The organism is Pseudomonas parafulva, from assembly GCF_000800255.1.
GTDB classification, from domain to species: domain Bacteria; phylum Pseudomonadota; class Gammaproteobacteria; order Pseudomonadales; family Pseudomonadaceae; genus Aquipseudomonas; species Aquipseudomonas boreofloridensis.
Genome location: NZ_CP009747.1, coordinates 4,152,908 through 4,179,225 on the forward strand (window position 1 = coordinate 4,152,908; position 26,318 = coordinate 4,179,225).

The 26,318-nt window shown below is 64.3% G+C and carries 23 protein-coding genes and 1 pseudogene; 6 read left to right on the plus strand and 18 right to left on the minus strand.

The annotated features are described in order from the left end of the window. Window positions 1-5: 5 nt before the first annotated feature. Complete coding sequence (locus tag NJ69_RS18150) at window positions 6-560, plus strand: DUF6436 domain-containing protein (RefSeq protein ID WP_039581874.1); 555 nt, start codon at window positions 6-8, stop codon at window positions 558-560. Here NJ69_RS18150 and NJ69_RS18155 read toward each other — a convergent pair whose 3' ends face one another. Next, window positions 561-1,112 (minus strand): sugar O-acetyltransferase, encoded by a 552-nt coding sequence (locus tag NJ69_RS18155; RefSeq protein WP_039581876.1) that lies wholly within the window; start codon window positions 1,110-1,112, stop codon window positions 561-563. It abuts the gene before it with no gap. Window positions 1,113-1,198: 86 nt separating this feature from the next. On the opposite strand from NJ69_RS18155, the gene NJ69_RS18160 reads away from it, so the two are divergent. Then, a complete protein-coding gene (locus tag NJ69_RS18160; RefSeq protein WP_039581877.1) occupies window positions 1,199-3,562 on the plus strand; it encodes a penicillin acylase family protein in 2,364 nt (787 codons plus the stop codon). Window positions 3,563-3,578: 16 nt separating this feature from the next. Here NJ69_RS18160 and NJ69_RS18165 read toward each other — a convergent pair whose 3' ends face one another. The 9 genes from NJ69_RS18165 to amaB form a co-directional block, all read right to left on the minus strand. Further along, window positions 3,579-4,451 (minus strand): transporter substrate-binding domain-containing protein, encoded by an 873-nt coding sequence (locus NJ69_RS18165; RefSeq protein WP_039581880.1) that lies wholly within the window; start codon window positions 4,449-4,451, stop codon window positions 3,579-3,581. After that, window positions 4,448-5,221 carry an amino acid ABC transporter ATP-binding protein gene (locus NJ69_RS18170; protein ID WP_029614741.1) on the minus strand — a complete coding sequence of 258 codons (774 nt, stop codon included), beginning with the start codon at window positions 5,219-5,221 and terminating at the stop codon, window positions 4,448-4,450. Before NJ69_RS18170 ends, NJ69_RS18165 begins: the two co-directional genes overlap by 4 nt. After that, on the minus strand, window positions 5,218-5,877 hold the full coding sequence (locus tag NJ69_RS18175) for an amino acid ABC transporter permease (RefSeq protein WP_029614740.1): 660 nt from the start codon (window positions 5,875-5,877) through the stop codon (window positions 5,218-5,220). The genes NJ69_RS18170 and NJ69_RS18175 overlap by 4 nt, the downstream gene beginning before the upstream one ends. Beyond that, window positions 5,858-6,523 (minus strand): amino acid ABC transporter permease, encoded by a 666-nt coding sequence (locus tag NJ69_RS18180; protein ID WP_039581882.1) that lies wholly within the window; start codon window positions 6,521-6,523, stop codon window positions 5,858-5,860. The genes NJ69_RS18175 and NJ69_RS18180 overlap by 20 nt, the downstream gene beginning before the upstream one ends. A 447-nt stretch (window positions 6,524-6,970) precedes the next feature. Next, complete coding sequence (locus NJ69_RS18185) at window positions 6,971-7,756, minus strand: MetQ/NlpA family ABC transporter substrate-binding protein (protein ID WP_029614738.1); 786 nt, start codon at window positions 7,754-7,756, stop codon at window positions 6,971-6,973. Window positions 7,757-7,940: 184 nt separating this feature from the next. Further along, a complete protein-coding gene (locus tag NJ69_RS18190) occupies window positions 7,941-8,888 on the minus strand; it encodes a sigma 54-interacting transcriptional regulator (RefSeq protein WP_039581885.1) in 948 nt (315 codons plus the stop codon). A gap of 47 nt (window positions 8,889-8,935) precedes the next feature. Beyond that, window positions 8,936-9,517, minus strand: coding sequence for an alpha/beta hydrolase (locus tag NJ69_RS18195; protein ID WP_039581886.1), 582 nt, complete (start codon window positions 9,515-9,517; stop codon window positions 8,936-8,938). A 108-nt stretch (window positions 9,518-9,625) separates the two neighbouring features. Continuing rightward, entirely contained in the window at window positions 9,626-10,912 is a 1,287-nt protein-coding gene (gene amaA / locus NJ69_RS18200; protein ID WP_039581890.1) for an L-pipecolate oxidase, read from the minus strand. Between the two features lie 78 nt (window positions 10,913-10,990). Then, a complete protein-coding gene (gene amaB, locus NJ69_RS18205) occupies window positions 10,991-12,481 on the minus strand; it encodes an L-piperidine-6-carboxylate dehydrogenase (RefSeq protein WP_039581893.1) in 1,491 nt (496 codons plus the stop codon). A 137-nt stretch (window positions 12,482-12,618) separates the two neighbouring features. Between amaB and NJ69_RS18210 the strand changes: the two genes are divergently transcribed. Continuing rightward, window positions 12,619-13,503 (plus strand): LysR family transcriptional regulator, encoded by an 885-nt coding sequence (locus NJ69_RS18210; protein ID WP_039581895.1) that lies wholly within the window; start codon window positions 12,619-12,621, stop codon window positions 13,501-13,503. A 3-nt stretch (window positions 13,504-13,506) separates the two neighbouring features. Here NJ69_RS18210 and NJ69_RS18215 read toward each other — a convergent pair whose 3' ends face one another. The 5 genes from NJ69_RS18215 to trxA form a co-directional block, all read right to left on the minus strand. Beyond that, window positions 13,507-14,157 carry a gamma-glutamylcyclotransferase gene (locus NJ69_RS18215; protein WP_029614735.1) on the minus strand — a complete coding sequence of 217 codons (651 nt, stop codon included), beginning with the start codon at window positions 14,155-14,157 and terminating at the stop codon, window positions 13,507-13,509. Window positions 14,158-14,511: 354 nt separating this feature from the next. Then, window positions 14,512-15,480, minus strand: a complete 969-nt coding sequence (locus tag NJ69_RS18220) for a CDP-6-deoxy-delta-3,4-glucoseen reductase (RefSeq protein ID WP_039581898.1) — start codon at window positions 15,478-15,480, stop codon at window positions 14,512-14,514. 4 nt (window positions 15,481-15,484) lie between these two features. After that, entirely contained in the window at window positions 15,485-16,948 is a 1,464-nt protein-coding gene (ubiD, locus tag NJ69_RS18225) for a 4-hydroxy-3-polyprenylbenzoate decarboxylase (RefSeq protein WP_039581901.1), read from the minus strand. Window positions 16,949-17,115: 167 nt separating this feature from the next. Continuing rightward, entirely contained in the window at window positions 17,116-18,375 is a 1,260-nt protein-coding gene (gene rho, locus NJ69_RS18230; protein WP_039581904.1) for a transcription termination factor Rho, read from the minus strand. A 305-nt stretch (window positions 18,376-18,680) separates the two neighbouring features. After that, a complete protein-coding gene (trxA, locus tag NJ69_RS18235; RefSeq protein WP_029614733.1) occupies window positions 18,681-19,010 on the minus strand; it encodes a thioredoxin TrxA in 330 nt (109 codons plus the stop codon). 273 nt (window positions 19,011-19,283) lie between these two features. Between trxA and ppx the strand changes: the two genes are divergently transcribed. Next, the gene (gene ppx, locus NJ69_RS18240) at window positions 19,284-20,786 is read left to right on the plus strand and encodes an exopolyphosphatase (RefSeq protein ID WP_039581907.1); all 1,503 of its coding nucleotides are present in this window, start codon (window positions 19,284-19,286) and stop codon (window positions 20,784-20,786) included. A gap of 122 nt (window positions 20,787-20,908) precedes the next feature. Here ppx and ppk1 read toward each other — a convergent pair. Next, window positions 20,909-23,151: pseudogene (ppk1, locus tag NJ69_RS18245) on the minus strand (polyphosphate kinase 1). A 19-nt stretch (window positions 23,152-23,170) separates the two neighbouring features. Further along, window positions 23,171-24,181: a porphobilinogen synthase gene (gene hemB, locus NJ69_RS18250; RefSeq protein ID WP_039581910.1), complete on the minus strand. Its 1,011-nt coding sequence runs from the start codon at window positions 24,179-24,181 to the stop codon at window positions 23,171-23,173. 209 nt (window positions 24,182-24,390) lie between these two features. Between hemB and NJ69_RS18255 the strand changes: the two genes are divergently transcribed. Both NJ69_RS18255 and elbB read left to right on the plus strand, forming a co-directional pair. After that, complete coding sequence (locus NJ69_RS18255; protein ID WP_029614729.1) at window positions 24,391-25,011, plus strand: DedA family protein; 621 nt, start codon at window positions 24,391-24,393, stop codon at window positions 25,009-25,011. A 126-nt stretch (window positions 25,012-25,137) separates the two neighbouring features. Further along, window positions 25,138-25,806 carry an isoprenoid biosynthesis glyoxalase ElbB gene (gene elbB / locus NJ69_RS18260; RefSeq protein WP_039581913.1) on the plus strand — a complete coding sequence of 223 codons (669 nt, stop codon included), beginning with the start codon at window positions 25,138-25,140 and terminating at the stop codon, window positions 25,804-25,806. A gap of 30 nt (window positions 25,807-25,836) precedes the next feature. Here the strand turns inward: elbB and NJ69_RS18265 are convergent, their stop codons facing one another. Further along, window positions 25,837-26,289: a YaiI/YqxD family protein gene (locus NJ69_RS18265; protein WP_029614727.1), complete on the minus strand. Its 453-nt coding sequence runs from the start codon at window positions 26,287-26,289 to the stop codon at window positions 25,837-25,839. Window positions 26,290-26,318 lie beyond the last annotated feature (29 nt).

A 26,318-nucleotide genomic window follows, 5' to 3' on the forward strand; every position in this document is an offset into this window, starting at 1 on the left:
ACTCCATGAAGACCCTCAGTACCCTGCTTGCCGCCCTGCTCTGCGCCGCCGCCCTGTGGTGGGCCTACGACAGCTTCCAGTCTCGCTACCTGCGCACCTTCGACGATTCCGCCACGCTGTTCGAGGGCGGCACACTGCGCCTGCCGGCCGGGCTCGCCGGGCCGGGAGCGATCCGGGTGGTGCACTTCTGGGACCCGGCCTGCCCGTGCAACGTCGGTAACCAGCAGCACCTGGCCGAGCTGGTCGAGCACTTCGCGCCCCAGGGCGTGACCTTCCATGTGCTGCGCAAGCCCGGCAGCCATGGCCAGCTTCCGGCCAACCTCGACGCCCTGCAACCCCTGGCCGAGCTGCCCGGCAGCGAACAGCTTCCCGCCTCGCCTGCCGTGGCCATCTGGGACCGCGAAGGCCGGCTCGCCTACTTCGGCCCCTACAGTGCAGGGGCGGTGTGCAATTCGAGCAACAGCTTCATCGAACCGGTACTGCGCGCGCTGCTGCAAGGCCGCCATGTCGATGCCTCCAACGCCCTGGCCAGCGGCTGCTACTGCCCCTGGCGGTCCTGATCAATCACGCACCCGCGCCGGATTACCCACCACCACCGCGCCGGCCGGCACATCGCGGGTGACCACACTACCGGCGCCGACCACGGCGTCGTCGCCGATGGTGACGCCCGGCAGGATGATCGCCCCACCGCCGATCCACACGTTGTTGCCGATCGTCACCGGCCGCCCGCTTTCCAGGCCCGTGCGGCGCATGGCCGGATCCAGCGGATGGTCAGCGGTATAGATCTGCACCGAGGGCGCGATCTGGCAGTCGTCGCCGATGCGCACCGGCAGCACGTCGAGAATCACCACGCTGAAGTTGATGAACGTGTTGCTGCCCACGCTGATGTTGTAGCCGTAGTCGCAATAGAACGGCGGGCGGATCACCACGCCCTCGCCGACCTCGGCGAAATGCGCTTGCAGCAAGGCATGGCGCGCCTCCTTGGGCAGCAAGGCGCTTTCGCTGTAGCGCTGCATCCAGCGCTTGTTGGCCATCTGCTCGGCCTGAAGCTCGGGACAGCCAGCGTGATAGAGCTGCCCGGCCAGCATCTTCTGTTTTTCGCTCAGGGACATGGAAACTCCTGCAGGGGTCTGTTCTTCGAGGCGCCTTTGCGCTGATCATCTGACCTCGCACACCGCGCAAAATCACAGGGAGTCCCATGAAACGTCGTCTGATGCTGCTGACGGTGGTCGTGGCCAGCGCCGCGGGTGCCGGCTACTGGTACGTGCACGCCAAGCTGCCACAACGTGCCGGCGAAGCGACCGTGCCCGGCCTGAGCGCACCGGTGGCCGTGCGCTACGACGGACGCGGCGTGCCGCACCTGCAGGCCGCCAACGAAACCGACCTGTATCGCGCCCTAGGCTACGTACACGCCCAGGACCGACTGTTCCAGATGGAGCTGATACGGCGCCTGGCCCGTGGCGAGCTGGCCGAGGTGCTGGGCAGCAAGCTGGTGCCCACCGACACGCTGTTTCGCAGCCTGCGCATTCGCGAGCAGGCGGCCCGCATGGCCGCACGCGCAGACCCTCAATCGCGGTCCTGGCAGGCGTTGCAGGCTTACCTCGACGGTGTGAACAGCTGGCAAAGCAGCCATCCGCGGCCAGTGGAGTTCGACCTGCTGGGCATCGCCGAACGCCCCTTCACCGCCGAAGACACCCTGAGCGTCGCCGGCTACCTGGCCTACAGCTTCGCCGCCGCATTCCGCACCGAACCGGCATTGACCTACATCCGCGACCAACTCGGCCCCGACTACCTGAAGATCTTCGACCTCGACTGGCATCCGGACGGCGCGCTGCGCCCGGCCCTGGCCGCCAGCGACTGGCGCAGCCTGGAAAACCTGGCGCGGCTGAGCCACGAAGCATTGGGCGATGCGGGTGTGGCCCAGTTCGAAGGCAGCAACGCCTGGGCCGTGGCCGGCAGCCGCACGCGCAGCGGCCGAGCGCTGTTGGCCGGCGATCCGCACATTGGCTTCGCGGTGCCGGCGGTGTGGTACGAGGCCGAACTGTCGGCCCCCGGCTTCAACCTGTACGGTCACTTCCAGGCGCTGAACCCGTTCGCCCTGCTGGGGCACAACCGCGACTTCGGCTGGAGCCTGACCATGTTCCAGAACGACGACGTCGACCTGATCGCCGAAAAGACCCATCCGGACGACGCCAATCAGGTGCTGGTCGACGGCCAGTGGCACAGACTCGAACGCACCGAGCAGCAGATCGCGGTCAAGGGCGAGGCGCCGGTGAGCATCACCCTGCGCCGCTCGCCCCACGGCCCTATCGTCAACGACGTGCTCGGCGACACCGCTGGCGCTACGCCGGTCGCCCTGTGGTGGGCCTTCCTGGAGACCGATAATCCGATTCTGGAGGCCTTCTACCAGATCAATCGCGCCGACAGCCTGGACAAGATGCGCGCCGCCGCCGCGCAGATCCACGCACCGGGCTTGAACCTGGTGTGGGCCAACGCCGCGGGCGACATCGGCTGGTGGGCAGCCGCGCAATTGCCGATCCGTCCACAGGGCGTCAATCCCACGTTCATCCTCGACGGCAGCAGCGCCCAGGCCGACAAGCTTGGCTTCTATCCCTTCAGCGCCAACCCCCAGCAAGAGAATCCGGCCAGCGGCTACATCGTCTCGGCCAACTATCAACCCCCGGCGGCGATGCCCATTCCCGGCTACTACAACCTGCCAGACCGTGGTCGACAACTGGAGCGCCAACTGTCCGCTGCGCACGTCAAATGGGACCTGGACAACAGCCAGGCCCTGCAGCTCGATACGCGTACCGACTACGGCCCACGCACTCTCGCGCCGCTGCTGAATACCCTGCGGCAGGTGGCCGAAGGCGTCGAGCAGCAGGAGTTGGTCGAGCAACTGGCCGCTTGGGGTGGCGACTATCCGCTGGAGTCCACCAGCGCCACGCTGTTCAACCAGTTCCTCTACGAGCTGGCCTACGCTGCGCTGCACGACGAACTGGGCGATACCTGGTTCCAGGCATTGATCAACACCCGCGCCATCGATGCCGCGCTACCACGCCTGGCCGCCGAGGTGGACTCGCCCTGGTGGACGCTGCGCGGTAGCCCGCAACCCACCGACCGCACCGCCATCGTACGCCTGGCCTGGCAGCGCAGCCTGGCGCATCTGCGCGAGCTGTACGGCGACGATCCGGGCCTCTGGCAATGGGGCAAGGCCCACACCCTCAGCCACAATCACCCGCTGGGGCAGCAGAAGCCGTTGAACCTGCTGTTGAACGTCGGCCCCTTCGCCGCGCCCGGCAGCCATGAAGTGCCGAACAACCTCTCGGCGAAGATCGGCCCGGCGCCCTGGCCAGTGAACTACGGGCCTTCGACCCGGCGCCTGATCGACTTCGCCGACCCGGCCCAGGCCCTGACCATCAACCCCGTGGGCCAGAGCGGCGTGCCGTTCGACCGGCACTACGCCGACCAGGCCGAGGATTACGTGCAAGGGCGCTACCGCAAGGTGCAGATGGGCGTGATCCCGGCGCAGAGCACCTTGCGCCTGGTGCCGGCGCGCTAGGGGCTTGAATGGGCGATCAGCCCTGCCACTTGCCGCCTTCGACGATCACGCTTTCAGGTGGGGTATCGTCGCTCAGCTCCTTGCGCACGTACTGGTCATAGAGCTTGAGCAGGAATTTCTCCTCGCCGAGCCTGGCCAGCTCGGCATTGACCCAGTCGCGCAGCTCGGTGTTGCCCTTCTTCACCGCCGGCGCGATGGGCGCTTCCTCGCCCAGCAATTGCGGCAACACGCGATAGCCGGGGTTCTGCTTGGCCCAGCTGAACAGGATCAGGTTGTCCTGGGCATAGGCATCGCCGCGCCCATTGGCCAAGGCCTGCAGCGATTCGCTGTTTTTCTCGAACTTGAGCAGCTTCCAGTCGGGGTGGTTTTTGCTCAGCCAGATATCGGCAGTGGTACCGGTGGTGACGATGATGGTCTTGTCCGCCAGGTCGTCGAGGGCCTTTACCGGGCTGCCGTCGGCGACGATGGCCTGCACCGCCACCCGCAGGTTGGGGTTGGTGAAATCCACCGCTTCCTTGCGCTCCGGGGTGACGGTCATGTTGGCCAGGATCAGGTCGACTTTATCGCTCTGCAGAAATGGAATGCGGCTAGCTGGCTCCACGGCCACGAACTCGACCTTGTTCTCGTCACCGAGCAGGTCCTTGGCGAAGCGGCGGCCGATGTCGGTATCGAAGCCCACATAGCGGCCTTTTTCATCGACGAAGCCGAACGGCGGCTTGTCGGTGAAGACCCCGACGATCAGCTTGTCGCGGGCCTTGATGGTGTCCAGGTAGCTGGCCGAGGCAGCGGGTTTGGCTGGCGCCGAGGAATCGGTCGGCTTGTCGCAGCCGGCCAGCAGCGCCAGGCCGAACAGCGGTGCCAGCAGCTTGGTGAGGTGGGCAGTTTTCATGACAGCTCCTTGTGCGTTGTCTTCGGCAGGCTTTCGACGAAGGAGAACTTGTCCAGGAACTGCTGCGCGCGTGCGGTTTGCGGTCGACTGAAAAAACTCTCGGGGTCGTTCTGTTCAAGGATCCTGCCGGCCTCCATGAACAGGATGCGATCGGCCACCGCGCGGGCGAAGGCCATTTCGTGGGTGACGATGAGTAGGGTCATGCCGTCGCGGGCCAGGCCCTGGATCACTTGCAGCACTTCCTTGACCATTTCCGGGTCGAGGGCAGCGGTGACCTCGTCGAACAGCATCACCTGGGGATTCATGCACAGCGCGCGAACGATGGCGATGCGCTGCTGCTGGCCGCCTGAGAGCTGGCGCGCGAAGGCATCGCGCTTGTCCAGCAAGCCGACCCGCGCCAGCAGCGTCTCGGCCTGGGCCTGGGCTTCGGCGCGCGGACGTTTCTGCACCTTGAGCGGGCCGAGCAACAGGTTGTCGATCACGCTCATGTGACCGAACAGGTGGTAACTCTGAAACACCATGCCGACCCGCTGACGCACTTGGCGCCAGTCGGTGCCGGGCTGCAACAACTCCTTCCCGTCCAGGCGCAAACTGCCACTGTGCGCAGCTTCAAGACCATTCAGGCAACGCAGCAGCGTGCTTTTGCCGCAGCCGCTGGGGCCGAGAATCACCACCACTTCGCCGGCCTGAACCTGCAGGTCGATGTCCTTGAGCACCTGGTGCTCGCCGAAAAACTTGTTGAAACCCTGGAATTCGATCAATGCATTCATGAATGTGCCCAGCGGCGCTCCAGCGCGCGCGAGGCGGCCGAAAGCGGATAGCAGACGAAGAAGAAGAACAGGAACAGAGCGCCGTAGATCAATACCGATTCGTAAGTGCGCTCGATGATCTGCTGGCCGGCCTTGATCACCTCGACCACGCCGATCAGCACGGCCAGCGAACTGGTCTTGACGATGCGGGTGTAGAGGTTGATGGTCGGCGGCGTCATGCGCTTGAGCGCCTGGGGCAGCAACACGTAGCCATACAGCTGCAGCCCGGACAGGCCGATCGACAGCCCTGCCTCACGCTGTCCGCGCGGCAGCGAGGTAAGCGCACCGCGCACCACCTCGCCGATCTCGCTGGCGCCCCACAGTCCCAGCACCAGCACGGCGCACCAGAAGCTGGGAATGCTTACGGAAAAGACGATCGGCAGACCGAAGAACACCAGGTACAGCCAGACCAGTACCGGAATGGCGCGAAACAGCTCCAGGTAGACCTGCAGGGCGATGTTCAGCGTACGTCTACCGAGCGTGGCCAGCACGCCATACAACACCCCGCCCACGGTCGCGAAAACGATGCCCAGCCCCGAGATGGCCAAGGTCTGCGCCGCGCCCCTGGTCAGTTGCGGCAAGGACACCAGCAACAGCTCAATTGCCGAACTGGCCATGTTGCAGCCTCCTTTCCAGTGCCCGTAGCAGCAGCGACAGGGGCAGGAACAGCAGCACGCACAGCAGCGTCAGCACCGTGAGCATCTCGTAGGTCTTGTAGTACAAAGCGATGTAGTTCTTGGTGGTGTAGAGGATTTCCGGCACCGCCACCGCCGACACCACAGTGGTCTCCTTGAGCAGGAAGATGAAGTTGGCGAACAGTGCCGGCAGGCTGAGAATGCTGGCCTGGGGCAGGATCACATGGCGCAGCAACTGGCCCTCGGACAGGCCGATGGCGCGCCCGGATTCCAGTTGCGCACGCGGCACCGCTTCGACGCCGGCACGCAGCACCTCGGTGAGGTAAGCGCCGCCCATGAAGGTCAGGGTGATGATCGCCGCCGCGAAACCGGAAACCTTCAGGCCCAGGCTCGGCAGTGCGAAGTAGACGAAGAACAGTTGGATGAGCAACGGCGTGTTGCGAGCCAATTCCACGTAGCCCTTGACCATGCGCCACAGGTAGGGCGTGCGCAGCACCAGAAGTGCGGCGTTGAACAGGGCCACCAGCAGCGACGTGGCGATGGCGATCAACCCGACCTGAAGGGTCACGCCGACGGCGCTGACGAAAGCGGGCAAGGTGCTGAGCAAGAAGGCGGTATCGAACGTCATGGACGACGTCTCGGTGCAGGTTCTACGGGGTACGACATGGCGAACATTCCCTGTGCGGCGCGAGGTTCGCTCAGCGGCGCGGGTCATCGTGGAGGGCGCCGGTGGGCACCATGGGTAGACTCTAAAGGCATAAGAAATTTTCTCTAAATACCTTTATTGCATATTGATATCACCCACTTACCGGCTTGGAAATTTCATCTGCCCTCTCCGGATCTTTCCTCGTCCCAAGCCCTCAAACAGCTCCCGGACGACAGGCACTTCGGCCTTGAGCGATGACCCCATGCCCCACACCACTCCCCCTGCCACCCCTGAACAACTGCAATGGCTGCTGGCCCTGTACAAGGCGCTGAACGGCGCGCGCTGAGTGTCACCCGCCCTGTCTTTCCACAAACGAAAACGCCGACGCAAAAGCGTCGGCGTTTTCCGGTGGAGCGCTGAAGCGGCGAATCAGAACGCTGGCAGCACCGCGCCTTGGTACTTCTTCTCGATGAAGGCTTTCACTTCCGGGCTGGTCAGGGCCTTGGCCAGCTTCTGCATGGCATCGCTGTCCTTGTTGTCAGGACGGGCGACCAGGAAGTTGACGTAAGGCGAGTCGCTGCCCTCGATCACCAGGGCGTCCTTGGCCGGATTCAAGCCCGCTTCCAGCGCATAGTTGGTGTTGATCATGTCCAGGTCGACCTGATCCAGCACACGCGGCAGCATGGCCGATTCGAGCTCGCGGAACTTGAGCTTCTTCGGGTTCTGGGCAATGTCCTTCGGTGTGGCCAGGGCGTTGCTCGGGTCTTTCAGGGTGATCAGCCCGGCCTTCTGCAGCAGCAGCAAAGCGCGGCCACTGTTGCTGCCCTCGTTGGGGATGGCGACGGTGGCGCCGTCTTTCAGCTCGGAGAGGCTCTTGACCTTTTTCGAGTAACCGCCGAAGGGCTCGACGTGCACACCGACCACGGTTTCCAGATGGGTGCCTTTGCCTTCGTTGAAGTTCTTCAGGTACGGCAGGGTCTGGAAGTAGTTGGCATCCAGGCGCTTCTGGTCCACCTGTACGTTCGGCTGCACATAGTCGGTGAAGACCTTGATCTCCAGATCCACCCCTTCCTTGGCCAGGGTCGGCTTGATCAGCTCGAGGATTTCGGCGTGGGGCACGGGCGTGGCCGCCACCACCAGTTTCTCGGCCGCCTGGGACAGGCCGGACAGGGACAGCGCAGCGGCGAACGCCGTGGTCAGCAGGGTCTTCTTCATGGTGATCCTTGTTCTTGAGCCTAGGCCATCGACGATGGCGAATTCAGGTGCCGCACCGCAAGCGGCGGGCGTGGGGCGGACAATACCGGTAATTTTTATGCCCTAACAATATCTTTTAATTCAATGCTTATTCCAAAAACAAAAAGCCATCATGGCTTTCGCTTCTGAGCACTCTGAATCCCCTCTAGCCCGCGCCAGGCTTGAGCTCGGTCAGATATTTCTGCAGCAGTGCACGCAATGCGGCGAGCGTCTGCGGCTCGCGGCTGCGGCCCAACTGGGACAGCCGCGTCTCCAGGCTGGCCAGAGGCGAACGGTCCGGCAGGTCCAGGTGCTGCGGCAGGATTTCCTCACCCTCGGCCTGCAGCAAGGCGAAGTGAATGACGTTCTCCAGCTCGCGGGTATTGCCCGGCCAACTGTGCGCCTCCAGCGCCTGCTGCGCGGCCTCGCTGATCAGCGCTACGCCCCGCTCCAGGCGGGCGCTGTAGATACCGACGAAATACTCGGCCAACGGCAGGATGTCACCGACCCGATCGCGCAGCGGCGGCAGCTCGAGCTCACCTTCGTGCAGGTAGAGGTACAGCCGTTCATTGAAGCGCCCGGCGCGTACCGCTTGGGCCAGGTCGATGCTGGAGGCGGCGACCAGGCGCACGTCCACCGCCTGCGGCTGCTGCGCGCCGACCCGCGTCACCTCGCGATTCTCCAAGGCGGCCAGCAGCTTGCCCTGGATCGTCAGTGGCAAATCGCCGATCTCGTCCAGGTACAAGGTGCCGCCGTTGGCCGAGCCGAACCAGCCGGCACGGCTGCTGGCGCTGCCGCCATGAATGCCGGCGCTGTAGCCGAACAGCTCGGCGTCGGCGTAGGTGTGGCTGATGCCTGCGCAGTTGACCGAAACGAACAGCCCGGCACGGTCGCTGGCGCGGTGAATCTGCCGCGCCAACAACTCCTTGCCGGTGCCGGTCTCACCGCGGATCAACACCGGCAGCGGCTGCGGCGCCAGGCGCTCCAGCGCCTCACGCAGCTGCTGCGAGCGCGGATCGACGAACACCAGCGCCTTGGCGCGGATGCTCAGTGGGCTCTTGTCCAGCTCGGGAAAGGTCAGCAACGGCTGGCCAAAAGGGTGATTGAAACTCATGGCAGACTCCCGCCCCGCAGCGCGCGGTGCAACGGTGAAAAGCGTGTTCAGGCGCGACGCAGGGCCTGCTGGTCGATACGCCCTTGCAGCCGGAAAAGATAGGCGAAGCCCTGCTCCCAGCGTTCGTGGCCGGACTTGACGTTGATGTGCCCGGCATTGCTCAGCAGCCCGACCTCCGCGCCCCAGGCGCTGGCCAAGGCGAGTGCGCGCGGCACACTCACGGCCGGGTCGTTGTCCGAGCTGACCACCTGGCTGGGGAACGGCAACGGCTGCGTGGAAATGGGTGCGAAATTGCGCAACGCCGCCGCGCAGGTCGGCCGCTCCACATCCGCCGGTGCGACCAGCAGGGCGCCGTGGACCTGACGTAGCGCGCTCGGGCTGGCCTGCGCCGCCCAATGGGCCACGGTGATGCAACCCAGGCTGTGGGCGATCAGGATCACCGGCGAACGCTCGGCGACGATGGCCTGGTCGAGCGCCGCCACCCAATCGCCGCGCTGCGGCGTCAGCCAATCCAGTTGCTCGACCCTGACGCTGTTGGGCAGGCTGCGCTGCCAATGGCTCTGCCAGTGATTGTCTGGCGATCCTTGCCAGCCCGGCACAATCAGGTAACGAATGGATGCACTGCGCATGGGGTCGCCTCCTTGGAACTGGGGTGTCTTGGAGCACCAGTATAAGGAGACAGTTATATTCTCAAAGGAATAAGAAGCTATTTATTAATAACCAAAATCATTATTCACCTACAGCACGACCCGCAGACACTGCCCCGCGTGATACAGCGAGAAGCCTGATTCGTAGAACAGCGTACGCAACGACGGCACGCTGACCGGCTTCATCGGCGAGAAGGGAATGGGCAGGTGTTGGTGGTCGCCCTTGAGCAGAAACTCGGCGAAGGCGCGCCCGATCACCGTGCCCGTGGTGTTGCCCCGGCCGTTGTAGCCGGTCACCGCTACCAGACCAGGCGCCGGCTCGAATAGGCGCATCAGGTGATCGGGAGTGAAGTCGATGCAGCCGGTCCAGTGCATCTCCCACGGCACCTGGCCCAGTTCCGGGAAGTAGTGACGCTGGATGCGGTCGGCCCAGCGGCGCACGAACCAGGCCGGCTTGTTGTCGACCCGCCCGAGGCTGCCGAGCAGCAGGCGGCCCTGGTCGTCGCGACGGATGCTGCTGAGCACGGTGCGGGTGTCCCACGAACCCTGACCGTGGGGCAGGATCTGGTCCGCCGCCGCCCCCTGCAGCGGTTTCGAAGCGATCTGGTAGTAGTAGCCGCGAAAGAACTGCTTGCGCAGCACGTTCCAGTCGCCTTCGGTGTAGGCGCCGGTCGAGATCACCACCTGCTGCGCCCGCACGCTACCGCCGGCAGTCGTCACCTGCCAGCCGTCGCCGTCACGCACCAGCGCCTGCACCGGCGACTGCTGCAACAGCACGCCGCCCAGCCGCTGCACGGCGTCGGCCAGCCCTTGGGTGTAGGCCGTGGGATTGAGAGTGCCGGCGCGGCGGTCGAGCAGCGCGGCGGCAATCTGCTCGGTGCCGCAGTATTCGCGGCAGGCGGCGCCGGTCAGCAGTTGCACATCGGCGCCGCGTCGCTGCCATTGCGCCTGGCGCGCCTGCAGATCGGCAATGCCGGCCGCGTTGTGCGCCATGTGCAGGGTGCCCTGGTGCCGGGCCTGGCACTCGATGCCCAGGCGCTGGATCAGGGCGAAGACCTCGGCCGGCGCCTGGCCGAGCACCTGGTTCAGCCGCCCGCCACGTTCGGCCCCCAGGGTCGCCTCGACATCGTCGGGACGAATCCACGTGCCCGCGTTGACCAGGCCGACATTGCGCCCGGAGCCGCCACGCCCGACTTCGTGCGCTTCCAGCACCACCACCGAACGGCCTTGCTCGAGCACGTGCAACGCCGCTGACAACCCGGTGATGCCAGCGCCGATCACGCAGACATCGGCCCGCCGCTCGCCGGCCAGAGGCTGGACGGCGACGCTTGGCCGGGTGATCGTTTCCCACAGACAGGCTTGACGCAGATCGGACATGGCCCGGCTCCTGCAATGTTGTTCTTGTCGTAGCCTTGCAGGGGCGCGGACCGACGCCGGGCCCCGTATTCAGATCGCTCAGTCGAAGACGATGCCCTGCGCCAGCGGCAACTCGCGGGAGTAGTTCACGGTGTTGGTCTGCCGGCGCATGTAGCCTTTCCAGGCATCCGAGCCGGACTCGCGTCCACCACCGGTTTCCTTCTCACCGCCGAAGGCGCCGCCAATCTCGGCGCCGCTGGTGCCGATGTTGACATTGGCGATGCCGCAATCGCTGCCGGAGGCGCTCTGGAAGCGCTCGGCCTCGCGCACGTCGGTGGTGAAGATGCACGACGACAGGCCCTGCGGCACGGCGTTGTTCAGGTGCAAGGCCTGGTCGAAATCGTCGTAGGCCAGCACGTAGAGAATCGGCGCGAAGGTTTCGTGACGCACCACCGCGCTCTGGGTCGGCATCTCGACGATGGCCGGCGCCACGTAGTAGGCATTCGGATAGCGCTCGGCCAGTTGCCGCTCGCCGCCGAACACGGCACCCCCCTCGTCACGGGCCTGGACCAACGCGCCCTGCATGGCGTCGAACGACTGCTGGTCGATCAGCGGACCGACCAGATTGTCCTGGCGGGGATCACCGATACGCACCTTGGCGTAAGCGGCCTTGAGGCGAGTGAGCACTTCGTCCTTGATCGAACGGTGGACGATCAGCCGGCGCAGGGTGGTGCAGCGTTGACCTGCGGTGCCCACGGCAGAGAACAGGATGCCGCGTACGGCCAGGTCCAGGTCGGCGCTGGGGGCGAGGATCATGGCATTGTTGCCACCGAGTTCCAGGATGCAGCGGCCGAAGCGCGCGGCCACCCGTGGCGCCACTTCGCGGCCCATGCGGGTGCTGCCCGTGGCGCTGATCAACGCGACACGCGGGTCGTCGACCAGGGCCTCGCCGGCTTCACGGGCGCCGATCACCAGTTGGCTCAGTCCCTGGGGCGCATCGGCGAAGGCGTCCAGCGCCTGGCCCAGCAGCGCCTGGCAGGCCAAGGCAGTCAGCGGGGTCTTTTCCGAAGGCTTCCATACCACGGCGTTGCCCGCCACCAGCGCCAGCGTGGTGTTCCACGCCCAGACCGCCACCGGGAAGTTGAACGCGCTGATCACGCCCACCACACCCAGTGGGTGCCAGGATTCACGCATGTGGTGGCCGGGGCGCTCCGAGGCGATGGTCAGGCCGTACAGTTGACGCGACAGGCCGACGGCGAAATCGCAGATGTCGATCATCTCCTGCACTTCGCCCAAGCCTTCCTGGGTGATCTTGCCCGCCTCGATACTCACCAGTTCGCCCAATTCGGCCTTGTGCGCCCGCAGCACCTCGCCGAACAGGCGCACCAACTCGCCACGGCGCGGGGCCGGCACATCGCGCCAGCGCTCGAAGGCTTGCTGCGCACGGTCGATGCAGGCCACGGTCTGGTCCTTGCCCAGCAGTGTCACCGAAGCGATGCGGCTGCCGTCGATCGGCGTGTGGACAGGGTGTTCGCCCTGGGTGTAATCCGCAGCGGCAACGCCGAGACGCTCGAGCAATCCAGCAACCATGGTGCTTCTCCTGGAATCGTTTGGACAGTTGAAAAGTGACTGGCAATCAGTATTAATCCGATTGCTTCGCTGCCACAAATGACCTTTATTCCTCTAATCATTCCCCTCGGGAATGGTTGACTGCCTCGAGAAAACCCATGTCCAAGCGCCTGGTCCCGTCGATGACGGCCCTGCAGTGTTTCGAGGCGGCGGCTCGCCACCTGAACTTCACCCGTGCCGCGCAGGAGTTGCACCTGACCCAGAGCGCGGTGAGCAAACAGGTGGCGCAGCTCGAAGAGCTGCTGCGCCATCACCTGTTCCTGCGCATCCGCCGGCGCCTGCAGCTTACCCCGGCCGGCGCGTTGTACCTGGCCGAGGTGAACAAGATCCTCACTCAGCTGGACATGTCCAGCCGCTACGTCCTGACCTACGGCGAGCAGACCGAAGTGCTCAAGGTCGCCACCCAGCCGAGTTTCGGCGTGCGCTGGCTGATCCCCCGGCTCAAGGGCTTCGGCAAGCGCCACCCGAACATTCACCTGGACATCCGCAACGAGATGGAGCCCTTCGCCTTGCTGCAAGGCTCGGCCGACGTGGTGTTCTTCTATGGACGAGGGACTTGGCCCGGCGCGACCTGCATCGAGTTGTTCGGCGAGGAGGTGGTGCCGGTGTGCGCGCCGGAACTGATCAGTGACGGCGAGCTGAAGGGTCCGGCCGATGTGGCGGCGAGGGTGTTGCTGCAAAGCACGTCGCGGCCCGAGGCCTGGCATGAATGGTTCCTGGAACAGGGCCTGCACACCGACAACAGCTACCAGGGGCCGCGCTTCGATACCTTCTACATGGCGCTCAGTGCCGCTCAGTCGGGCTGCGGCGTCGCGCTGGTGCCGCGCTACCTGGCCAGCCGCGAATTGGCCGAAGGCAGCCTGGTGATCGCCTGGGAGCATGCGATGCAAAGCCCGGGCAAGCACTATCTGGCCTACGCCGAGCATGCGGCAGAAGTGCCCAAGGTCCGGGCACTGGTGGAGTGGATCGGCGTCGGCCAGTGAGCTTCAGGCGTGGCGGGCGTCGTGGCAGCGTTGAAAACGCGCCTCCAGGCCACGGTCGGGCATCTGGTGCGTGCGCAGGGCCTTGAGCGTCTGTTCCACATAGTCGCGCGTGGTGCCGAAGCGGCCCTTGGCATTGGCGAGGATCTGGCTGAGCAGGCTGTCGGGCAGGTTGCCGGCGTAGCACGGCAGGTGGCGCTCGAGTACGAAGCCCAGCGCCTGTACCTTGCTGCCGTCGTCCAGGCGGCAAGTCAGCCAGTGCGGACGATACGCCGGGAACGGCATCTCGCGTTGCCACAAGGCGCGCAAGGAGTCTTCCAGGCAGCGCTCTTCCAGGCGATAGGCGAAGCCGCTGCACGAGCCGCCGCGGTCGAGCCCGAACACCAGGCCTGGGCATTCCGGCGTGCCGCGGTGCTCGTGGGACCAGAGGTACAAACCGCGATGATAGCCATGCACGCGCGCGCGGCGGCGCTCCACCGAATCGCATTCCGGACGCCAGATCAGCGAGCCATAGGCGAACAGCCACACCGGCCCGCCTTCATGACGGGACATGGTCGCCTGCATCGAAAGATGCAGTTGATCGGGAGTCAGTTGCTGGCCGAAATCCAGCGAAGGGGGATAGGACACTTGCCACTTAGAACTTTCAAGTACCGACATAGGCTGCCGCCGTTGTTTCCTGTGCAAATCATGGACCAGGGGCTGTTTGAACGCAGTATGGGCAAGTGCAGATACAGTTCGGACAGAGCCCACGAACTTGCACCGCCAGCGTCCGCTGGCCGTCTGGGGCAGCGTATACGACGCGGGGTGAAGTCCATGCGCTTAACTTAAGGCAATCGCGCAGAGTATCTCAAGCCCCGAGAACACAGTTTTATGCACAATACCGACAGCCGGAGCGACGGTTATGAATAGATTAAAAGTTATTCATGCATTCAGTAATAATGGCGACCTTATAATCGACGCCTGCAACTTTGGTTATTACTGCGGACGTGTCATTGCGACACGTCCGTCGCTTCAATTGCGCGGGGCGTAGGCGAAGACGTCGGCGCGCATGCGGTGTGCATCCATGCCCGCTTCCACCAGGGCATCGAGCGTGGCATAGACCATGTTCGGCGAGCCGCTGGCATACACATGCACGCTGTTGAGGTCGGCGATGTCTTCGCGCACCGCCTCGTGCAACAGCCCGCAACGCCCCTCCCAGCCACACAGGTCGCTGACCACCTTGTGCAGGAACAGATTGGGCAGGCGCTGCCACTGCGCCCAGTGCTCGATGGCGTAGAACTCGTCCGGGCGCCGCACGCCCCAGTAAAGGTGGACCGGGTGCTCGAAGCCGTGGGCACGGCAATGCTCGATCAGGCTGTGCATCTGGCCCATGCCGGTGCCGGCGGCGATCAGCACCAACGGACCGTCGGGCAGCTCGGCCAGATGGGCATCGCCGAACGGCAGCTCGACGCGCGCCATGCCCGTGCGTTGCAACTGCTCGATCAGTTGCACGGCGCTGCGCTCGCGAGCCAGCACGTGCAGTTCCAGATCGCGTCCGGCGTGGGGCGCCGAGGCCAGGGAAAACGCGGCCTTGTCCGCACCGTCGCGCTCGATCAGCAGGTACTGCCCGGCGTGATAGCGCGGCAGCTTGCCAGCCGGCGCGCGCAGGCGCACGCGCCAGACATCGCCGCCGACCTCGACGCATTCGCTGACGCTGCAGGCCAGCGCGCGCACGGGCAGTTCACCGAGGGCCAACACCCCATCCCACAACAGCACGCAGTCTTCCAGCGGCTCGGCGATGCAGGTGAACAGCTCACCCTGATCGCGGACCTCGCCGTCCTGGCGTACCCGCCCTTCCACCAGCAATGCCGCGCACACATGGCAGTTGCCGTTGCGGCAACTGCTCGGGCACTCGTAACCCAAGCGCCGCGCTGCTTCCAGAATCCTTTCGCCCGGCTGCACGGACAGTACCGCGCCGGACGGCTGCAAGGTCACCTGCATCACTCTATATTCCCAACTGGTCCCACAGCTCATCGATGCGGCGGGTGACGGCCTCGTCCTTGACGATGACCCGGCCCCATTCGCGTGTCGTCTCGCCCGGCCACTTGTGGGTGGCATCCAGGCCCATCTTCGACCCCAGGCCCGATACCGGCGACGCGAAGTCGAGGTAGTCGATCGGCGTGTTGTCGATCATCACCGTATCACGCTTGGGATCCATGCGCGTGGTGATGGCCCAGATCACGTCGTTCCAGTCGCGGGCGTTGATGTCGTCGTCGGTGACGATAACGAACTTGGTGTACATGAACTGTCGCAGGAACGACCACACGCCCAGCATGACGCGCTTGGCGTGCCCCGGATACTGCTTCTTCATGGTCACGACGGCCATGCGGTACGAGCAGCCTTCGGGCGGCAGGTAGAAGTCGACGATCTCGGGGAACTGCTTCTGCAGGATCGGTACGAACACCTCGTTCAGCGCCACGCCGAGAATCGCCGGTTCATCCGGCGGACGGCCGGTGTAGGTGCTGTGGTAGATCGGCTTGTGCCGATGAGTGATGCGCTCGACGGTGAACACCGGGAAGCTGTCCACTTCGTTGTAGTAGCCGGTGTGGTCGCCGTATGGGCCTTCGGGGGCCATTTCGCCCGGATGGATCACGCCCTCGAGAATGATCTCGGCGGTGGCCGGCACCTGCAAGTCGTTGCCACGGCACTTGACCAGTTCGGTACGGTTGCCGCGCAGCAGGCCGGCGAAGGCGTATTCCGACAAGGTATCGGGCACCGGTGTCACCGCGCCGAGGATGGTCGCCGGGTCCGCACCCAGCGCCACGGCGACCGGGAACGGCTGGCCCGGATGCTTTTCGCACCATTCGCGGTAGTCCAGCGCACCGCCACGGTGGCTCAGCCAGCGCATGATGACCTTGTTGCGACCGATCACCTGCTGGCGGTAGATACCCAGGTTCTGCCGGTCCTTGTTCGGACCACGGGTGACGGTCAGCCCCCAGGTGATCAGCGGCGCGACGTCACCCGGCCAGCAGTGCTGGATCGGCAGTTGCGACAGGTCGACGTCTTCACCCTCGACCACCACCTCCTGGCACACCGCGTCCTTGATCACCTTCGGCGCCATGGACACGACCTTCTTGAAGATCGGCAGCTTCGACCAGGCATCCTTCAGGCCTTTCGGCGGCTCGGGCTCCTTGAGGAAGGCCAGCAACTTGCCGATCTCACGCAGCTCGCTCACCGACTCGGCGCCCATGCCCATGGCCACACGCTCGGGCGTGCCGAACAGGTTGCCGAGCACCGGCATGTCGAAGCCGGTGGGCTTTTCGAACAGCAGCGCCGGGCCCTTGGCCCGCAGCGTGCGGTCGCAGACTTCGGTCATTTCCAGAATGGGCGAGATCGGAACCTGGATGCGCTTGAGTTCGCCGCGCTGCTCCAGGCCGCGAATGAAGTCGCGTAGATCGCGATACTGCATGCGTGAGCCTCATGTTGGCCGTATCGGTCGGGGTGCAGAGTGTAACGTGTTTGGCTGAAATGAGTGGGGGCCGCTACCTGCTTCGTCGCCGGTGAAACGCCCCGTCAGGAGCAGGTTCACCGGCGATGAAGCAGGTAGCGGCCCCCACTTTTGCCGCGGTGAAACGCTTACTTGCGCTTCATCGACAGGAAGAACTCATCGTTGGTCTTGGTCTGCTTGAGCTTGTCGATGAGGAACTCGATGGCCGCCACTTCGTCCATCGGGTGCAGCAACTTGCGCAGGATCCACATGCGCTGCAGCTCGTCGTCGGCAGTCAGCAGTTCTTCGCGGCGGGTACCGGACTTGTTGATGTTGATGGCCGGGAACACACGCTTCTCGGCGATGCGACGGTCCAGCGGCAGTTCCATGTTGCCGGTACCCTTGAACTCTTCGTAGATGACCTCGTCCATCTTCGAGCCGGTCTCGACCAGCGCGGTGGCGATGATGGTCAGCGAGCCGCCTTCCTCGATGTTACGGGCGGCGCCGAAGAAGCGCTTGGGCTTTTCCAGGGCATGGGCGTCGACACCACCGGTGAGCACCTTGCCGGAGCTCGGAATCACGGTGTTGTAGGCACGGGCCAGACGGGTGATGGAGTCCAGCAGGATGACCACGTCCTTCTTGTGCTCGACCAGGCGCTTGGCCTTCTCGATGACCATTTCGGCGACCTGCACGTGGCGGGTCGGCGGCTCGTCGAAGGTCGAGGCGACCACTTCGCCGCGCACGGTGCGCTGCATCTCGGTCACTTCTTCCGGGCGCTCGTCGATCAGCAGGACGATCAGGTGGCACTCGGGATTGTTGCGGGTGATGTTGGCCGCGATGTTCTGCAACATGATGGTCTTGCCCGCTTTCGGCGGGGCGACGATCAAGCCGCGCTGACCTTTGCCGATGGGCGCGCACAGATCGATGACTCGACCGGTGAGGTCTTCGGTGGAGCCGTTACCCGCTTCCATCTTCAGGCGATGGTTGGGGAACAGCGGCGTCAGGTTTTCGAAGAGGATCTTGTTCTTCGCGTTTTCCGGACGGTCGAAGTTGATGGTATCGACCTTCAGCAGCGCGAAGTAACGCTCCCCTTCCTTCGGCGGACGGATCTTGCCGACGATGGTATCGCCGGTGCGCAGGTTGAAGCGGCGGATCTGGCTAGGCGAGACGTAGATATCGTCAGGGCCGGCCAGGTACGAGGCGTCTGCCGAACGCAGGAAACCGAATCCATCCTGGAGAATCTCCAGCACGCCGTCACCCGAGATTTCTTCGCCGCTCTTGGCGTGTTTTTTCAACAGGGCGAAAATCACGTCCTGCTTGCGCGAACGGGCCATGTTTTCGATGCCCATCTGTTCGGCCATTTCCAGCAGATCGGTAATCGGCTTTTGCTTGAGTTCTGTCAGGTTCATAAGGGGAGTGACGTAATCATGTAAGAAGGGGGGGAATTAAGCTTCTGGCTTAATGAAGCCGCGCCGCTAGATTGGCGACAGGATCGCGTACTGATTCGAATTGGGAGTGCGTCGGCGACGGCATGTAGAGGGCACTGGAGAAACAGTGCGAGGCCGAATGTAACACTTGCTTTTTTGGGCGTCTAGTGGTTTTGACGGTGGAAACCGGACCCAGGGGACGGGAGACGCGGTTCACCCAAGACTGCCACGAAGCAGCCCCGACACGCTCATGCGCACAGCATCAAGCGTCGGCGGGGCGCCTCACATCACAGGTGGGCGTCGATGAACGCGGTCAGTTGCGACTTGGACAGCGCGCCTACCTTGGTCGCTTCGACGTTGCCGTTCTTGAACAGCATCAGCGTCGGGATACCACGCACGCCGTGCTTGGCGGGTGTTTCCTGGTTATCGTCGATATTCAGCTTGGCGACGGTCAGCTTGCCTTTGTAGTCCTCGGAAACCGCGTCCAGCACCGGGGCGATCATCTTGCAGGGGCCGCACCATTCAGCCCAGTAATCCACCAGTACAGGGCCTTCGGCCTTGAGCACTTCGGCCTCGAAAGTGGCGTCGGTGACGTGTTTGATCAGATCGCTGCTCATGGCGTTCTCCAGGTCGAAAGCGAAAAAAGTGGCCCATCATAGCCGTACCCACGGCCTATCGGAAGTCGCGAGCGATTGAGTGTCACTATAGTTGAGCAAGACGCTGTGAATGAAACTGTCATACAAGCGTCATAGGATCCGTTCCAGGCCTTCATCGAGCAGTCATGCAGGCCATCCGCACATTGCCTTGCGTCAACCCTTGCCATGCCGCGCGTTGGCGTCAGCCTGCGATCATGTCAGGATTGCCGGGTTATCGACCGAGAACAACCAGATATGCCGCATACCACCGCGAAGAACCTGTCCCTGATCGCCGCCATCGACCTTGGCTCCAACAGCTTCCACATGGTCGTGGCCAAAGCCCACCATACCGAGATCCGCATTCTCGAACGGTTGGGGGAGAAGGTTCAGTTGGCCGCCGGCATCGGCGAAGACCGCCTGCTCAGCGAAGAAGCCATGCAGCGCGGCCTCGAGTGCCTCAAGCGCTTTGCCCAGTTGATCAACGGCATGCCCGCCGGTGCCGTGCGCATCGTCGGCACCAACGCCCTGCGTGAAGCGCGCAACCGCAACGCGTTCATCCAGCGCGCCGAGGCCATCCTTGGCCATCCGGTGGAAGTCATCTCCGGTCGTGAAGAGGCCCGCCTGATCTACCTGGGTGTGTCGCACACCCTGGCCGACACGCCAGGCAAACGCCTGGTGGCCGACATCGGCGGCGGCAGCACCGAGTTCATCATCGGCCAGCGCTTCGAACCCTTGCTGCGCGAGAGCCTGCAGATGGGCTGCGTGAGCTTCACCCAGCGCTATTTCCGCGACGGCAAGGTCACTCCGGCACGCTATGCCCAGGCCTACACCGCTGCGCGCCTGGAACTGATGAGCATTGAAAACGCCTTGCACCGCCTGACCTGGGACGAGGCCATCGGCTCTTCCGGCACCATTCGGGCCATCGGTGCGGCGATCAAGGCGAACGGCCAGGGCAGCGGCGAAGTCAACGCCGAAGGGCTGGCCTCGCTCAAGCGCAAGCTGTTCAAGCTCGGCGAGGCCGACAAGATCGACTTCGAAGGGGTCAAGCCTGACCGCCGCGCGATCTTCCCGGCGGGCCTGGCGATTCTCGAAGCGATCTTCGACGCCCTGGAACTGCAGCGCATGGACCACTGCGACGGCGCCCTGCGCGAAGGCGTGCTGTTCGACCTGTTGGGGCGCCATCACCACGAGGACGTGCGCGAGCGCACCCTGAACTCGCTGATGGAGCGCTACCACGTCGATCAGGGTCAGGCCGCGCGCGTGGAGCGCAAAGCTGTGCACGCCTTCGACCAAGTGGCCAAGGCCTGGGACCTGGAAGACGGCAACTGGCGCGACTTGCTGGGCTGGGCGGCGAAGGTGCATGAAATCGGTCTGGACATCGCCCATTACCACTACCACAAGCACGGCGCCTACCTGATCGAGCACTCCGATCTGTCAGGCTTCTCCCGCGAAGACCAGCAGATGCTGGCGCTGTTGGTGCGTGGCCACCGCCGCAACATTCCCAAGGACAAGTTCGCTGAATTCGGTGACGACGGCGTGAAGCTGATCCGCCTGTGCGTGCTGCTGCGCTTCGCCATTCTCTTCCACCATATTCGCGGCACCCAGCAGATGCCCAAGGTGGAACTCAAGGCTGACGACGACAGCCTGGAAGTGGTCTTCCCCGAAGGCTGGCTGGAACAGAATCAACTGACCCAGGCCGACTTCGCCAACGAAGCCGAGTGGCTGGCGCGGGTGGGGTTCATTCTCAGCGTTCGCTGAACCTGTGCAAGCGGCCGGGTGCCGCGAACACCGGCCTGGCCGGTGTCAGGCCCCGCGACGCGCTTTGCTGGATATCAGTCGCAGCGGCGAAGCGCCGCTGCCACCGCCCTACCGCTGCGCGGCTAGCGTACGTTCAACACCGGATTGCTCAGGCGCTCCAGCAATGTCGCCTGGGCGCTGCGCGGGTTCTGGTTGCCGGTCGGCGTGCTACGGACATAGCGCCCGTCGGACTGCAGCGTCCAGGCCTGGGTGTTGTCGGTCAGGTAGCTTTCCAACTCCTTCTTCACCCGCAGCAGCAGCTTCTTGCCCTCGACCGGGAAGCAGGTCTCGACGCGCTTGTCGAGGTTGCGCTCCATCCAGTCGGCGCTGGACAGGTAGATCTGCTCGTCACCGCCATTGAGGAAGTAGAACACCCGGGTGTGCTCCAGGAAGCGACCGATGATCGAGCGCACCGTAATGTTGTGCGACACCCCGGCGATGCCTGGCCGCAGGCAGCACATGCCGCGCACCACCAGGTCGATCTTCACACCCGACTGGCTGGCCTTGTACAAGGCCTTGATCACCTTGGCATCGGTCAGCGAGTTGAACTTGGCGATGATGTGCGCCGGCTTGCCGTCGAGGGCGAACTGCGTCTCGCGGGCGATCATGTCGAGCATGCCCTTCTTCAGGGTGAACGGCGCATGCAACAGCTTCTTCATGCGCAACGTCTTGCCCATGCCGATCAGCTGACTGAACAGCTTGCCGACGTCCTCGGTGAGGGCGTCGTCGGAGGTCAGCAGGCTGTAGTCGGTGTACAGACGCGCGTTGCCCGCGTGGTAGTTGCCCGTACCCAAGTGCGCATAGCGAACGATCTCGCCCTGCTCGCGGCGCAGGATCAGCATCATCTTGGCGTGGGTCTTGAACCCGACCACGCCGTAGATCACCACGGCGCCCGCGGCCTGCAAGCGGCTGGCCATCTGCAGGTTGGACTCTTCGTCGAAGCGCGCGCGCAGCTCGATCACCGCCGTGACCTCCTTGCCGTTACGCGCTGCGTCGACCAGCGCATCGACGATCTCGGAGTTGGCGCCGGAGCGATACAGCGTCTGGCGCACGGCGAGCACATGCGGATCCTTGGCGGCCTGGCGCAGCAGGTCGACCACCGGGGTGAAGGACTCGAACGGGTGCATCAGCAGCATGTCCTGCTTGCTGATCACGCTGAACAGGTTGTCGGCGTTCTGCAGGGTCTTGGGAATGGCCGGGGTGAACGGCGCGTACTGCAGCTCCGGGTGGCTGTCCAGGCCGGTGATGCTGAACAGGCGGGTCAGGTTGACCGGTCCATTGACCTGATACAGCTCGCTCTCGCTCAGGCTGAACTGCTTGAGCAGGTAGTCCGACAGGTGTTTCGGGCAGGTGTCGGCGACTTCCAGGCGTACCGCGTCACCGTAGCGACGCGAGAACAGCTCGCCACGCAGCGCGCGGGCCAGGTCGTCGACCTCTTCGGAATCCAGTGCCAGGTCGGCGTTGCGGGTCAGGCGGAACTGGTAGCAGCCCTTGACCTTCATGCCCTGGAACAGGTCGTCGGCGTGGGCGTGGATCATCGACGACAGGAAGACGTAATTGGCGCCCGCGCCACCCACCTCTTCCGGCACACGGATCACCCGCGGCAGCAGACGCGGCGCCGGGATGATGGCCAGGCCCGAGTCGCGACCGAAGGCATCGACGCCTTCGAGCTCGACGATGAAGTTCAGGCTCTTGTTCACCAGCAGCGGGAACGGGTGGGTCGGGTCGAGGCCGATGGGCGTGATGATCGGCGCGATCTCGTCGCGGAAGTAGCGGCGCACCCAGGTCTTGAGCTTGGGCGTCCAGTAGCGGCGACGAATGAAACGAATCTGGTGTTTCTCCAGCTCCGGCAGCAGCACATCGTTGAGGATCGCGTACTGACGGTCGACCTCGATGTGCACCAGTTCGCTGATCCGCGCCAGCGCCTGGTGCGGCTGCAAGCCGTCGGCGCCGGCCTGTTCGCGGGCGAAATTGATCTGCTTCTTCAAGCCCGCCACGCGGATCTCGAAGAATTCGTCGAGGTTGCTGGAGAAGATCAGCAGGAACTTCAGACGCTCCAGCAGCGGGTAGGACTCGTCCAGCGCCTGTTCCAGCACGCGGATGTTGAACTGCAGCTGCGAGAGTTCACGATGAATGTACAGGCTGCTGTCGTCCAGGCTCGGCACCGCAATGGCTGGAGCCGGGCCGGCGCCGGCGCGGCGGCCTCGACAGCCGGTTCCGGCTCCGGCTCAGGCGCCGTCGGCAGGTCCGGCGGGGTCTGCACCAGCTCCTCCGGCAAGGCCTTGGCGTGTTTAATCTCGACAGCGGTGAGCACTTCGTTATTCATCTGAGTTCCTGTGAGGGCGTTACTGCCCTCTCAACAATTGAGCGGCACGCACGGCGAAGTAGGTGAGGATGCCATCGGCGCCGGCCCGTTTGAAAGCGGTGAGGGATTCGAGAATGACCGCTTCGCTGAGCCAGCCATTCTGGATGGCGGCCATGTGCATGGCGTATTCGCCGCTGACCTGATACACGAAGGTCGGCACGCGGAATTCGGTCTTCACCCGGTGAACGATGTCCAGGTACGGCATGCCTGGTTTGACCATGACCATGTCGGCGCCTTCGGCGAGGTCGGTGGCCACTTCGTGCAGGGCCTCGTCGCTGTTGGCCGGGTCCATCTGGTAGGAGGCCTTGTTGGCCTTGCCCAGGTTCAGCGCCGAGCCGACCGCGTCACGGAACGGGCCATAGTAGGCACTGGCGTACTTGGCCGAGTAGGCCATGATGCGCACGTTGACGTGCCCGGCCAGCTCCAGGGCTTCACGGATGGCCTGCAGGCGGCCGTCCATCATGTCCGACGGTGCCACGACCTGGGCGCCCGCATCGGCGTGCGACAGCGCCTGACGTACCAGGGCATCGACGGTGATGTCGTTCTGTACGTAGCCTTCCTCGTCGAGGATGCCGTCCTGGCCGTGGGTGGTGAACGGGTCGAGGGCGACGTCGGTGATCACCCCCAGTTCCGGGAAGCGCGCGCGCAGGGCACGGGTGGCACGCTGGGCGATACCTTCCGGGTTCCACGCCTCGGCACCGTCGAGGGTCTTTTTCTCCACCGGCGTGACCGGGAACAGCGCCAGCGCCGGAATGCCCAGCTCCACCCAGCCTTGCGCCGCTTCGAGCAGCAGGTCGATCGACAGACGCTCGACGCCGGGCATCGACGGCACGTCCTCGCGACGGTTCTCGCCGTCCAGGACGAACACCGGCAGGATCAGGTCATCGACGGTCAGGGTGTTCTCGCGAACCAGCCGACGGGAGAAATCGTCCCGGCGGTTGCGACGCAGGCGGGTGGCAGGAAACAGACGGTTAGCGGGGGTAAAGCTCACGGCAGACTCCTGAAGCCCGCGCAGGCGGGCTAGCGCGACAGTTATAAGCGTCCATTATGACGCCTAGGTTACAGGGAAGGGCAACCCTGCGACCTGTAGCCGCAGGGCACTTGCGTGTAGGAAATGTTCACTTCGAGACACATTTGGACACTTTCCCCCGGACGCGCGAAGGGGTAGGCTGCGCGTTCATTTCGCCAGCATCTCAGAACATGCTTCAACAATTCCTGCATGATTTCGGCTATTTCGCCCTCTTTCTAGGCACCTTCTTTGAAGGCGAGACCATCCTGGTGCTTGCAGGATTTCTCGCGTTCCGTGGGTACATGGACATTTCCCTGGTGGTGCTGGTGGCGTTCTGCGGCAGTTATGCCGGGGATCAGTTGTGGTACTTCATGGGCCGTCGTCACGGGCGCAAGATCCTCGCCCGCAAGCCGCGCTGGCAGGCCATGGGCGACCGCGCCCTGGAGCATATCCGACGTCATCCGGACATCTGGGTGCTGAGCTTCCGTTTCGTCTATGGCCTGCGCACGGTGATGCCGGTGGCCATCGGCCTGTCCGGCTACCCACCCCGGCGTTACCTGCTGCTCAACGGCATCGGCGCGGCCATCTGGGCCCTGGCCCTGGGCGCGGCCGCCTACCATTTCGGCGCCATCCTCGAAGGCATGCTGGGCAACATCAAGCGCTACGAACTGTGGGTGCTGGGCGCCCTGCTGGTGCTCGGTGCGCTGCTCTGGCTACGTCGTTATGTGCGCAATCGCCGCGCCGAGCGCAAGGCCGCCGCGCTGGCCAGCCAGGCGCAGCCGGCAACCGAGCCGCGCAACGAACAGCACTGAAGCCTTTGCCTCTGACGTCATAGCGATCGCCCGCAACCTCCCGCCCCGAATGAACACCGGGCGGCGCGTGCGATCCAATGCGTCACACGACAGGATTTCGAGCGTCTCGACACGGGAGTAACGAACATGACAAAAAAAGTCGCGGTGATTCTATCGGGCTGCGGCGTCTACGACGGCGCCGAGATCCATGAAAGCGTGATCACCCTGCTGCGCCTCGACCAGCGCGGCGCCCAAGTGCAATGCTTTGCCCCGGACGTGGCACAGCTGCACGTCATCAATCACCTGACCGGCGAAGCCATGCCCGAGTCGCGCAACGTACTGGTGGAGTCGGCGCGTATCGCCCGCGGCGAGGTCAAGGACGTGCGCGAAGCCAAGGCCGAGGACTTCGACGCGCTGATCGTGCCTGGCGGCTTCGGCGCCGCGAAGAACCTGTCCAATTTCGCCGTCGAAGGCGCCAACTGCACGGTGCATCCCGATGTGCTGGCGCTGGCTGAAGCCTTCGCCGCCGCCTGCAAGCCGGTCGGTCTGATCTGCATCTCGCCGGCGCTGGCCGCGAAAATCTATGGTCCAGGCGTGGTCTGCACCATCGGCAACGACGCCGACACCAGCGCTGCGGTAGTGCAGATGGGCGGCACCCATGAAGACTGCGATGTGCACGACATCGTCGAAGACACCCAGCGCAAGCTGGTGAGCACCCCGGCCTACATGCTGGCTACCTCGATCAGCGAAGCGGCGAGCGGTATCTACAAGCTGGTCGACCGTGTGCTCGAACTGACCCACGAAGACGATCAGTAATGCCCAGGGGGCGTCAGACGCCCCCTCTGTTCAGCCTTTGGACAGCCGCGTCAGGATGCGATCCAGGGCGTTGGCGAAGGCTTGCTTCTCGCGCTCGCCATAAGGCGCCTGTCCGCCCCCTACCTGCCCCTGCTCGCGCAATTCGGTGAACAAATTGCGCACGGCCAGACGCTCGCCCATGTTGCGCTCGTCGAACTCACGGCCCCGTGGATCGAGCACCGCGACGCCCTTCTTGATCAGCCGATCAGCCAGAGGCACGTCGCTGCAGATCGCCAGCTCACCGGGCACGGCATGCTCGACCAGATAATCGTCGGCGGCATCCATGCCGCTGGGTACCACGATCAGGCGCACGATGGCGAACGCCGGCTTGGCCACCGCCTGGCCGGCCACCATCACCACTTCCAGCTTGCGCTTGAGGGCGAATTTGACGATCAGGTCCTTGGCCGCCTTGGGGCAGGCGTCGGCGTCGATCCATATGCGCATGGGGAAGTTCCGTGGTTCAAAAGGACACT

Bases quoted from the DNA above. Each gene is read 5' to 3' on its own strand.
- NJ69_RS18150 (WP_039581874.1), top strand. From the start codon at position 6: ATGAAGACCCTCAGTACCCTGCTTGCCGCCCTGCTCTGCGCCGCCGCC.
- NJ69_RS18155 (WP_039581876.1), bottom strand. From the start codon at position 1,112: ATGTCCCTGAGCGAAAAACAGAAGATGCTGGCCGGGCAGCTCTATCAC.
- NJ69_RS18160 (WP_039581877.1), top strand. From the start codon at position 1,199: ATGAAACGTCGTCTGATGCTGCTGACGGTGGTCGTGGCCAGCGCCGCG.
- NJ69_RS18165 (WP_039581880.1), bottom strand. From the start codon at position 4,451: ATGAAAACTGCCCACCTCACCAAGCTGCTGGCACCGCTGTTCGGCCTG.
- NJ69_RS18170 (WP_029614741.1), bottom strand. From the start codon at position 5,221: ATGAATGCATTGATCGAATTCCAGGGTTTCAACAAGTTTTTCGGCGAG.
- NJ69_RS18175 (WP_029614740.1), bottom strand. From the start codon at position 5,877: ATGGCCAGTTCGGCAATTGAGCTGTTGCTGGTGTCCTTGCCGCAACTG.
- NJ69_RS18180 (WP_039581882.1), bottom strand. From the start codon at position 6,523: ATGACGTTCGATACCGCCTTCTTGCTCAGCACCTTGCCCGCTTTCGTC.
- NJ69_RS18185 (WP_029614738.1), bottom strand. From the start codon at position 7,756: ATGAAGAAGACCCTGCTGACCACGGCGTTCGCCGCTGCGCTGTCCCTG.
- NJ69_RS18190 (WP_039581885.1), bottom strand. From the start codon at position 8,888: ATGAGTTTCAATCACCCTTTTGGCCAGCCGTTGCTGACCTTTCCCGAG.
- NJ69_RS18195 (WP_039581886.1), bottom strand. From the start codon at position 9,517: ATGCGCAGTGCATCCATTCGTTACCTGATTGTGCCGGGCTGGCAAGGA.
- amaA (WP_039581890.1), bottom strand. From the start codon at position 10,912: ATGTCCGATCTGCGTCAAGCCTGTCTGTGGGAAACGATCACCCGGCCA.
- amaB (WP_039581893.1), bottom strand. From the start codon at position 12,481: ATGGTTGCTGGATTGCTCGAGCGTCTCGGCGTTGCCGCTGCGGATTAC.
- NJ69_RS18210 (WP_039581895.1), top strand. From the start codon at position 12,619: ATGTCCAAGCGCCTGGTCCCGTCGATGACGGCCCTGCAGTGTTTCGAG.
- NJ69_RS18215 (WP_029614735.1), bottom strand. From the start codon at position 14,157: ATGTCGGTACTTGAAAGTTCTAAGTGGCAAGTGTCCTATCCCCCTTCG.
- NJ69_RS18220 (WP_039581898.1), bottom strand. From the start codon at position 15,480: ATGCAGGTGACCTTGCAGCCGTCCGGCGCGGTACTGTCCGTGCAGCCG.
- ubiD (WP_039581901.1), bottom strand. From the start codon at position 16,948: ATGCAGTATCGCGATCTACGCGACTTCATTCGCGGCCTGGAGCAGCGC.
- rho (WP_039581904.1), bottom strand. From the start codon at position 18,375: ATGAACCTGACAGAACTCAAGCAAAAGCCGATTACCGATCTGCTGGAA.
- trxA (WP_029614733.1), bottom strand. From the start codon at position 19,010: ATGAGCAGCGATCTGATCAAACACGTCACCGACGCCACTTTCGAGGCC.
- ppx (WP_039581907.1), top strand. From the start codon at position 19,284: ATGCCGCATACCACCGCGAAGAACCTGTCCCTGATCGCCGCCATCGAC.
- NJ69_RS18255 (WP_029614729.1), top strand. From the start codon at position 24,391: ATGCTTCAACAATTCCTGCATGATTTCGGCTATTTCGCCCTCTTTCTA.
- elbB (WP_039581913.1), top strand. From the start codon at position 25,138: ATGACAAAAAAAGTCGCGGTGATTCTATCGGGCTGCGGCGTCTACGAC.
- NJ69_RS18265 (WP_029614727.1), bottom strand. From the start codon at position 26,289: ATGCGCATATGGATCGACGCCGACGCCTGCCCCAAGGCGGCCAAGGAC.